The organism is bacterium, from assembly GCA_021158245.1.
Classification (GTDB): Bacteria; Zhuqueibacterota; QNDG01; order QNDG01; family QNDG01; genus QNDG01.
The window spans coordinates 1-8377 of sequence record JAGGVB010000101.1 but is presented as its reverse complement, the minus strand read 5'-3'; the positions used below and the strand labels follow the sequence as shown (position 1 = coordinate 8377).

9 protein-coding genes are annotated in these 8377 nt (G+C 40.3%); 4 read left to right on the top strand and 5 right to left on the bottom strand.

All coding sequences use genetic code 11. The features are described from left to right. Together deoC and J7K93_06075 are read left to right on the top strand one after the other, a co-directional pair. Positions 1–504: deoxyribose-phosphate aldolase (gene deoC / locus J7K93_06080; GenBank protein MCD6116562.1), on the top strand; the 504-nt coding region annotated here is incomplete at its 5' end. 12 nt (positions 505–516) lie between these two features. Further along, a complete protein-coding gene (locus J7K93_06075; protein MCD6116561.1) occupies positions 517–1842 on the top strand; it encodes a thymidine phosphorylase in 1326 nt (441 codons plus the stop codon). A gap of 148 nt (positions 1843–1990) precedes the next feature. Here the strand turns inward: J7K93_06075 and gcvPA are convergent, their stop codons facing one another. The 5 genes from gcvPA to efp are packed head-to-tail and all read right to left on the bottom strand — an operon-like array spanning position 1991 to position 6214. After that, positions 1991–3337 carry an aminomethyl-transferring glycine dehydrogenase subunit GcvPA gene (gene gcvPA / locus J7K93_06070; protein ID MCD6116560.1) on the bottom strand — a complete coding sequence of 449 codons (1347 nt, stop codon included), beginning with the start codon at positions 3335–3337 and terminating at the stop codon, positions 1991–1993. A 43-nt stretch (positions 3338–3380) separates the two neighbouring features. Beyond that, complete coding sequence (gene gcvH, locus J7K93_06065) at positions 3381–3758, bottom strand: glycine cleavage system protein GcvH (protein ID MCD6116559.1); 378 nt, start codon at positions 3756–3758, stop codon at positions 3381–3383. A gap of 14 nt (positions 3759–3772) precedes the next feature. Continuing rightward, positions 3773–5128 (bottom strand): acetyl-CoA carboxylase biotin carboxylase subunit, encoded by a 1356-nt coding sequence (accC, locus tag J7K93_06060; protein MCD6116558.1) that lies wholly within the window; start codon positions 5126–5128, stop codon positions 3773–3775. A gap of 9 nt (positions 5129–5137) precedes the next feature. Beyond that, on the bottom strand, positions 5138–5626 hold the full coding sequence (gene accB, locus J7K93_06055) for an acetyl-CoA carboxylase biotin carboxyl carrier protein (protein MCD6116557.1): 489 nt from the start codon (positions 5624–5626) through the stop codon (positions 5138–5140). An 18-nt stretch (positions 5627–5644) separates the two neighbouring features. Beyond that, positions 5645–6214, bottom strand: coding sequence for an elongation factor P (gene efp / locus J7K93_06050; GenBank protein ID MCD6116556.1), 570 nt, complete (start codon positions 6212–6214; stop codon positions 5645–5647). 650 nt (positions 6215–6864) lie between these two features. Between efp and J7K93_06045 the strand changes: the two genes are divergently transcribed. Together J7K93_06045 and J7K93_06040 are read left to right on the top strand one after the other, a co-directional pair. Continuing rightward, positions 6865–7977: an aminotransferase class I/II-fold pyridoxal phosphate-dependent enzyme gene (locus tag J7K93_06045; GenBank protein MCD6116555.1), complete on the top strand. Its 1113-nt coding sequence runs from the start codon at positions 6865–6867 to the stop codon at positions 7975–7977. Positions 7978–8006: 29 nt separating this feature from the next. After that, the coding region (locus tag J7K93_06040; protein MCD6116554.1) for an ornithine cyclodeaminase family protein at positions 8007–8377 on the top strand (371 nt) is incomplete at its 3' end.

Genomic DNA, 8377 nt, shown 5'->3' with positions numbered 1-8377 from the left:
GTATGCAGTGTAACAGGCTTTCCCTTTGGTGCCGGTACAACAGAGACAAAGGTATTTGAAGCACTGCAGGCTCTTGATGAAGGTGCACGTGAAATAGATGCTGTTATAAACATCGGACAGCTTAAACAAGGAGCAGAATCACTTATTGAATTTGAAATCAGGAAACTGAGTGATGCATGTCATGAAAGAGATGCAGTGTTAAAAATCATAATTGAAACCTCCCTTTTAAACACAGATCAGAAGAAATATGCGTGTGAGCTTATTATTAAAGGAGGCGCTGATTTTGTTAAAACATCCACAGGTTTCAGCACAGGCGGGGCTTCTGTGGAGGATGTAAGGCTCCTTGCAGAATGTACTTCAGGTACAGGGGTTAAAGTAAAAGCTTCAGGCGGAATAAGCACATATAAAAAGTTTTGTGATATGATTGAAGCAGGAGCCGGCAGGATTGGCACAAGCAGTGGAATAGAGATTGTTACGGGAGCTACTCAAAAACAAGATAACTAAGGTAAAAGCATAATGGATTTTGTGAGTATAATTACTCAAAAGAGAGACGGAAAGCCTTTAACCAAAGGCCAGATTTCATGGATGATTGACAAGTATACAAAAGGCAGTATACCGGATTATCAGATGAGCGCTTTTTTAATGGCAGTATATTTTAATGGTATGACCAAAGAGGAAGTCATGCTGCTGACCAGAGCAATGATAAATTCCGGAAAAACAGTAGATCTTTCAGGCCTTGGTACTCCTCTCGTTGACAAGCATTCAACAGGAGGAGTCGGCGATAAAATATCCCTTATTCTGGCCCCCCTTGTTGCAGGAGCAGGAGTTTCCGTGCCTATGATGTCAGGACGGGGCCTTGGCCACACAGGAGGCACTCTTGATAAGTTAGAAGCAATTCCCGGCCTGCGTACTAATCTTACTATAGATAAATTCAGAGATGAAATTAAAAAAATCGGTTTTGCGATGACAGGACAGACAGGACAGCTCGTTCCTGCAGATAAAAAGATGTATGCATTAAGAGATGTTACCGCAACAGTACCTTCAATTCCTCTTATCTGCGCTTCCATTATAAGTAAAAAAAAGGCTGAAGGAGCAAAAGGCCTCGTGCTTGATGTAAAAATGGGAAGCGGAGCTTTTTTAAAATCTGACGATAAGACAAGAAAACTTGCCGAAGCATTGGTCCGGCTTGGGGACATGTCAGGAATGCACACAATTGCCCTTTTAACAGAAATGAACGAGCCTCTCGGTTTTACAGTCGGGAACTGGCTTGAGACAAAAGAGTCCATACTTGCTTTAAAAGGCCAGGGCCCTGATGATGTTATGGAGGTAACAACAGCTCTCGGCGGGCTTATGCTTGTGCTTGGCAAAAAGGCAAAATCCATTGAGCAGGGAAAAGAGCAGATTTTAAAAGTTCTTGAATCCGGGAAAGGTTTTGAACTTTTCAGAGAGATGGTTATTATCCAGGGCGGGGATGTTTCCTTTGTTGATGATCCGGAATCTTATGCATTACCGAAATATGCACGAGTTATTACAGCAGGGCGTAAAGGTTTTATTAGCGCAGAAGACGCATTAAAAATAGGCATAGCAGCAGGGCACTTAGGTGCAGGCAGAATAAAAGTTACAGACAGGATTGACCCGGGAGCAGGCATTGTTCTTCATAAAAAAATCGGGGATCAAGTAGAAGAAGGCGGTAAACTGGCAACATTATACACATCAAATAAAATTCTGCTTAATGAAGCAGAAGCAATTCTTGCAGATGCATGGAAAATTGAAGATAAAATCATTGAGAAAAAAAGCAAGGTAATAGACCTGATAGACATTGAAGGAAAAATATCACTTTGATTTTTTGTATACCTGACATTACTCAAAGCAAGGACTTTCCCCTCTTCGGCTCAAGGTGTACTTAGGGCGAAAATAATTTTAGAAGCTTTGCTTTTTTTAATTTATAAAAAAGCCTGCTGAAATAAGCAGGCTTTTTTCTTACAATTATCTATATACTTACAATTCCGGAAAAAATCTCTGCATAAGCATCAATTTCCTGCTTTGTACGTTTTTCAGTAACAGCAATTAATAATCCATTATCAATATTATAATCAAAAATGGAAAGATCAATTCCCGCAAAAATATTTTTATCCTTCATCTTTTCAATGACTTCTGATGCAGGCAAAGGAAGTTTAACTGCGAACTCTTTAAAAAACGGCTGCCTGAACAAAAGCTCTACACCATCTATTTTTAAAAGAGTTTCAGACATGTAATGAGCCTTCTGCATGCTCATATCCGCAACAGAAGGTATACCCTGCTTGCCCATAAGCGTCATGTACACAGTTGCAGCAAGTGCACAGAGCTGCTCATTTGAACAGATATTTGACGTTGCACGCTCTCTTCTGATGTGCTGCTCACGTGTCTGCAGTGTAAGAACAAACCCTCTTCTGCCTTCGGTATCTTCTGTCATACCGGCAATTCTGCCTGGTATTTTTCGGACCAGGGCTTTTGTCGCTGCAAAAATCCCGACATAAGGCCCTCCAAAACCCATAGCATTTCCAAAAACCTGCGCTTCTCCTGTTACAATGTCCGCGCCATAATCTCCCGGAGGAGATAGAATTCCAAGGGAGATGGGATCAACAGACACTGTAAATAATGCACCCGCTTTATGTGCCAGTTCAGCAATTTCCCTTACAGATTCAAGGGATCCGAAAAAATTCGGATGCTGAATTAAAATACCTGCACAATTTTCTGTCATTGCATTTTTGAGATTTTCAAGATCAGTAACTCCATCCTTCAGATCAATCTCTATTAATTTAATTCCGCTTCTATGGCAGTAAGTTTTAACAACTTTACGATAATAAGGATGAACGCTTTTAGAGATTAAAATATCGGTTCGTCTTGTGTGGTTGCTGCTTAAAAGTGCAGCTTCTGCGAATGCAGATGCTCCGTCATACATTGAAGCGTTGGCTACGTCCATACCTGTAAGCTCACAAATCATTGACTGATACTCATAAATTGCCTGAAGAGTACCCTGGCTGACCTCCGCCTGATAAGGAGTGTAAGCAGTATAGAATTCCGGCCTTGATACTATGTGTCCTACTGCTGCAGGAATAAAATGGTCGTATGCACCGCCTCCTAAAAAGCAAACACTGTTCCCGCTATGAAGATTTTTTTGAGAAATCTCTTTTAACAGTTTGGTTACTTCATATTCGGAAAGAGGTTCAGGTAAATTGTAATCCCCTTTGAACCTTATTTCCCCGGGAATTGAGTTTAGCAGCTCCTCAAAGTCTGAAACGCCGATTGTTTTTAGCATCTCCCTGCGATTCTCTTCGGTTGTAGGAATAAACGGCATTGACTTCTCCTCTGTCAAATTTAATAAAATTCAAATTACATTATTACGGAATAAGTTCTTCGTAAGCTTCAGGGCTTAACAGATTGTCTATCTCTGATGCATCTGAAATTTTAATTTTTAGAATCCACCCTTCTCCATAAGAATCCTTATTCACAAGCTCAGGCGAATCATTAAGTGCTTCATTTAATTCTGTAACTTCACCTGAGACAGGAGCATAAAGGTCTGTAACAGCTTTAACAGCTTCAATATTTGCACATGCTTTAAACTGTACTGTTTTATCTCCTGTTGCTGGGAGTTCTACAAAAACTATATCGCCTAATTCACCCTGAGCATACTCCGTAATCCCGATGGTTGCAATATCACCTTCTATACGTGCCCATTCATGTTCTTTTGTGTACTTTAAATCTTTTGGAATATTCATGCTACGTTCCCCTGTTATTTTGTTATTGGTTTTAAGGTAAAATGCTCAAGAAAATGAGTGTTAAAATTTCCGTCACAAAAGTTTTTATCTTTAATGACCTGCTCATGGAAGGGTATGGTTGTGTTAATGCCCTCAATAATAAACTCTTCAAGTGCCCTGGACATTCTGGTTAAGGCTTCTTCGCGGTTATGCCCGTATGCAATTAATTTTGCAAGAAGGGAATCGTAAAATGGAGGAACTGAGTAGTGTGCATACCCGTGTGTATCAACACGTATGCCCGGCCCGCCCGGAACATGAAAACTGGTAATCAGGCCTGGCGACGGCCTGAAATCATTAAAAGGGTCTTCCGTATTGATTCTGCATTCAATGGCATGCCCTGTCGGTTCCGGTGAAACATCCATTCCGGATAAAGAATCTCCTGCTGCCATACGGATCTGTTCTTTAATAAGATCAATATTGTAAACCTGCTCAGTAACAGGATGCTCAACCTGAATACGTGTGTTCATCTCCATAAAATAAAAATTATTTTTTGCATCTAAAAGATACTCAACTGTGCCCGCACTCTTGTAACCCACTGCTTTTGCACCTTTAATTGCGGCATCTATCATTCGTTTCCTGAGAGCGGAATCAACTGCAGGTGAAGGAGACTCTTCAATCAGTTTCTGATGTTTTCTCTGGATCGAACACTCACGTTCACCAAGAGCAATTACATTGCCGTGTTCATCGCCGAGAAGCTGTACTTCAATATGCCGCGGACTTTCAAAATACCGCTCCATATAAAGAACAGGATTGCCGAAAGCAGCCTGAGCTTCAGATTGAGCCATTGACATAGCCTTATTAAGCTCGGATTTATCTCTTACAATACGCATCCCTTTTCCGCCGCCCCCGGCAGTTGCCTTGAGAATCACAGGAAAACCAATTTCATTAGCCATAGATAAAGCTTTGTCAACATTATCTACCCCGCCTTCGCTTCCGGGAATAACAGGAACTCCTGCTTTCTGCATAACATTCTTAGCATAGATTTTATCACCGAGGCTGGATATCATCTTAGATGACGGCCCTATAAACACCAGATCAGATTGTTCACAGATGTCAGCAAATTCACTGTTTTCAGCAAGAAAGCCATAACCAGGATGAACAGCATCTGAATTAGTGATCTCCGCAGCGCTGATAATACGGGGCACGTTAAGATAACTCTTCTGCGCTGAAGCTGGCCCGATGCATACAGCTTCATCTGCAAAACGGACATGAAGAGAATCTTTATCTGCGTCCGAATAAACAGCTACAGAAGCTATACCAAGTTCTTTACATGCCCGGATTATCCTAAGCGCTATTTCCCCTCTGTTTGCAATCAGTATTTTTTTCAGCAATAGAATTTCCTAACTTTTTTCTACTAAAAACAGAGCCTGATTATATTCAACCGGTTCGCCGTTCTCAACCAGTATTTTAACGATTTTACCGGAAATTTCCGCTTCAATCTCATTCATCAATTTCATAGCTTCTATAATACATAATATCTGGCCAGATGAAATTGTATCTCCCTCCTTAACATAAGGAGCTGCATCAGGTGCAGGTGTTCTGTAAAACGTACCTACCATTGGAGAAGGAATTTCAATAATATTGTCCGGCCTCTTGTCAGAAACATTTTCATCAGAAACATTATTTGCCTGCATGCTTTGCCCTGAACCACTCATCATTGCAGCTGGCTGCTGCACTGGTGACGGAATATGCTGTATCTGGCTTACTGCCTGGGCAGCACCGGAATTTTTTACAATACGAATCTGTAACTCTTTTTCCTGAATATCAAGTTCGTGAATATCGCTCTTTTCAACTAATTTAACAAGTTCTTTTATATTTTTGATATCCATTAGTATTCCCTCCCCTGTTCAGCCTGCATTTTTAACCCGCTCTACATAATCACCTGTGCGGGTATCTACTTTTACTATCTCACCCTCCTCAATAAAAAGAGGTATCTGAATAACAGCACCTGATTCCAGAGTCGCAGGTTTTGATCCTCCGGAAGCAGTATCGCCTCTGACACCGGGGTCGGTTTTCACTATTTTTAATTCTACAAATATCGGAAGATCAATACCAAGCGCTTCCGTGCCATGCATAAGCAGCTCCACTTCCATTGTTTCAATAAGGAAATTGGATGCATCTCCCACAGTTTCAGGATTAACCAGAATTTGTTCGAATGAATGTGTATCCATAAAAACAAACTGCGATCCGTCATTGTATAAAAATTGTGTTTTCTTCCTTTCAAGACGAACAATATCTATTTTTTCCCCTGAACGAAATGTTCTGTCAATAACTCTTCCTGTTTTTACATTTTTCAGTTTAGTGCGGACAAAAGCCCCGCCTTTGCCCGGTTTAACATGCTGGAAATAAACTGTTGTATATAAACCTCCATCTAATTCTATTACAAGTCCGTTTCGAAATTCACTTGTTGTTGCCATACATTCCTCGTTTAATGTTTAATGAAATCAGACTTAAATATAAATGATATTTTTGAAATTGTCAACATCAGTTTTGTCAATAATTTAACAGCCTGGTTTTTCTGTTCATACCGGAAAAATTTCAATATTTAATTAAAAGCATCATTGTTTTTCTGTTTATTCCTCTGCAGGGGATGTCTTGAGATGTCTCCCCCATGTCAATTAGTGCAGGCGGGCGCTTTCAACTTTACAACTTTCAACTTTATCACTTTATAACTTTATAACTTTCAACTTTATAACTCTTTTTAACTTTCAACTTTATAACTCTTTTTAACTTTCAACTCAAAAAATCCCTTGCTTTTTCCTTTCAAAATATTTATTATTGATGAGGAGGAAACCAGAACAGCACCTGCTGCTGGTTGTATTTTCTTACATTAGGGAAGAAAAACGGGAAAATACAGCGGCTTCTTGCAGATCAATCTGCATACCCTAATCAAATTGTTAGCATAAAATTTGGTTAGGATCATGAAATTAAAATTCTTCAAAAATTCTAACTCTCTGTTTTCAACATTAAAATTCTCATGTAACAAACAGCATGATCCCCATTTTATGCTCCTTTACAAAAGAGTGATTAAATTTCGCATCTTTATTTCAAAAAAGGGGAATTTATTATGGAGATTGAAATTTTTAATCTGGAACGTACCCAGTCTTTATGGGAAAACACTGTTGAATACAATTTAACGGAAACCGGCATCCATCCGTTTACTCTTGAAGAGCTGCTAAATAAAAATGAGATCGAAAAGCTGCTTTCTCTCCGCCTCGGATACTGCCAGACCAACGGGTCAATTGAACTGCGCGAAAAAATAGCAGCCATGTATCCCGGTTCCGACTGCGATAATATCCTTGTTACAAACGGATCAATCGAAGCTAACTTTATTTCAGTATGGAGCCTTCTGAATGAGGGTGACGAACTTGTTCTTATGCTTCCGAATTATATGCAGATATGGGGAGTTGCCCGTGCATTTAAGATTAATGTGAAACCTTTTTATCTTAAGGAAGACCTGAACTGGCATCCGGATCTTGAAGAGCTGAAAAAGCTGATCACTCCGAAAACAAAAATGATTGCTGTGTGCAACCCGAATAACCCCACGGGAGCAGTGCTTTCGGAAAAAGAGATGGATGAAATTGTATCCATAGCAGAAGATGCCGGCGCATGGCTCTATGCTGATGAAATCTACAGAGGAGCCGAACTGTCAGGCAAAGATACTCCCTCATTTTACGGGAAGTATGAAAAAGCCATTGTTGCAGGAGGGCTCTCCAAAGCATACTCTCTTCCCGGGCTCAGAATCGGCTGGCTTGCAGGGCCTGAAAAATTCATATCTGATGCCTGGTCCAGAAAAGATTACACTACAATTGCCCCTGGAATTTTGAGCGATCGTATTGCAGCGCTAAGTCTTGTACCTGAAACAAGAACAAAAATACTGAACCGCAATCGTAAGATACTCAGAGAAAATCTGTCGCTTGTAACAGAATGGGCAGGCACGCACAAAGGGCTCTTCAGGTTCATCCCTCCTGAAGCAGGAGGCATGGTTTTTATGCATTATAATTTTGATATGAATTCAACGGAACTTTCCGAGCAGATCCGCAGGGAAAAGAGTACCTTTATTATGGCAGGAGACAGCTTCGGAATGGATCATAGAATCCGGCTTGGAATAGGTTCGGAAAAAAATTACCTACAGGCAGCTCTTAAAAGAATTAGTGAATTTTTAAGAGATGTTGTTTAATGATATAAAATTATGAATAGGAGTGAATTATGAAGATATTGAATCTTGAACAGATTAAAAATATACTCCCCGGTATTGATCTTATTCCGGCCATTGAAAAGGGCTTTGCCGCACTTTCTCAGAAAAGAGCAGTAGTTCCCCCTGTGGCTGAGCTTCTGTTTAAAGATCCGCCGGGAGAAGTACATATTAAATACGGATACATTATAGGAGATGATCTCTATGTTATAAAAATAGCATCCGGCTTTTATAACAGTAAAGAACCCGGAACCTCCTTAAACAACGGACTCATGCTTCTTTTCAACCGGAAAACAGGACAGGTGGAATCTATTCTGCTTGACGAAGGCCATCTTACAAACATACGCACTGCTGCTGCCGGAGCAATTGCTGCAAAATATCTTGC

What these genes read in the sequence shown, in the direction of transcription:
- J7K93_06075 (MCD6116561.1), top strand. Translation starts at nt 517, where the DNA reads ATGGATTTTGTGAGTATAATTACTCAAAAGAGAGACGGAAAGCCTTTA.
- gcvPA (MCD6116560.1), bottom strand. Translation starts at nt 3,337, where the DNA reads ATGCCGTTTATTCCTACAACCGAAGAGAATCGCAGGGAGATGCTAAAA.
- gcvH (MCD6116559.1), bottom strand. Translation starts at nt 3,758, where the DNA reads ATGAATATTCCAAAAGATTTAAAGTACACAAAAGAACATGAATGGGCA.
- accB (MCD6116557.1), bottom strand. Translation starts at nt 5,626, where the DNA reads ATGGATATCAAAAATATAAAAGAACTTGTTAAATTAGTTGAAAAGAGC.
- efp (MCD6116556.1), bottom strand. Translation starts at nt 6,214, where the DNA reads ATGGCAACAACAAGTGAATTTCGAAACGGACTTGTAATAGAATTAGAT.
- J7K93_06045 (MCD6116555.1), top strand. Translation starts at nt 6,865, where the DNA reads ATGGAGATTGAAATTTTTAATCTGGAACGTACCCAGTCTTTATGGGAA.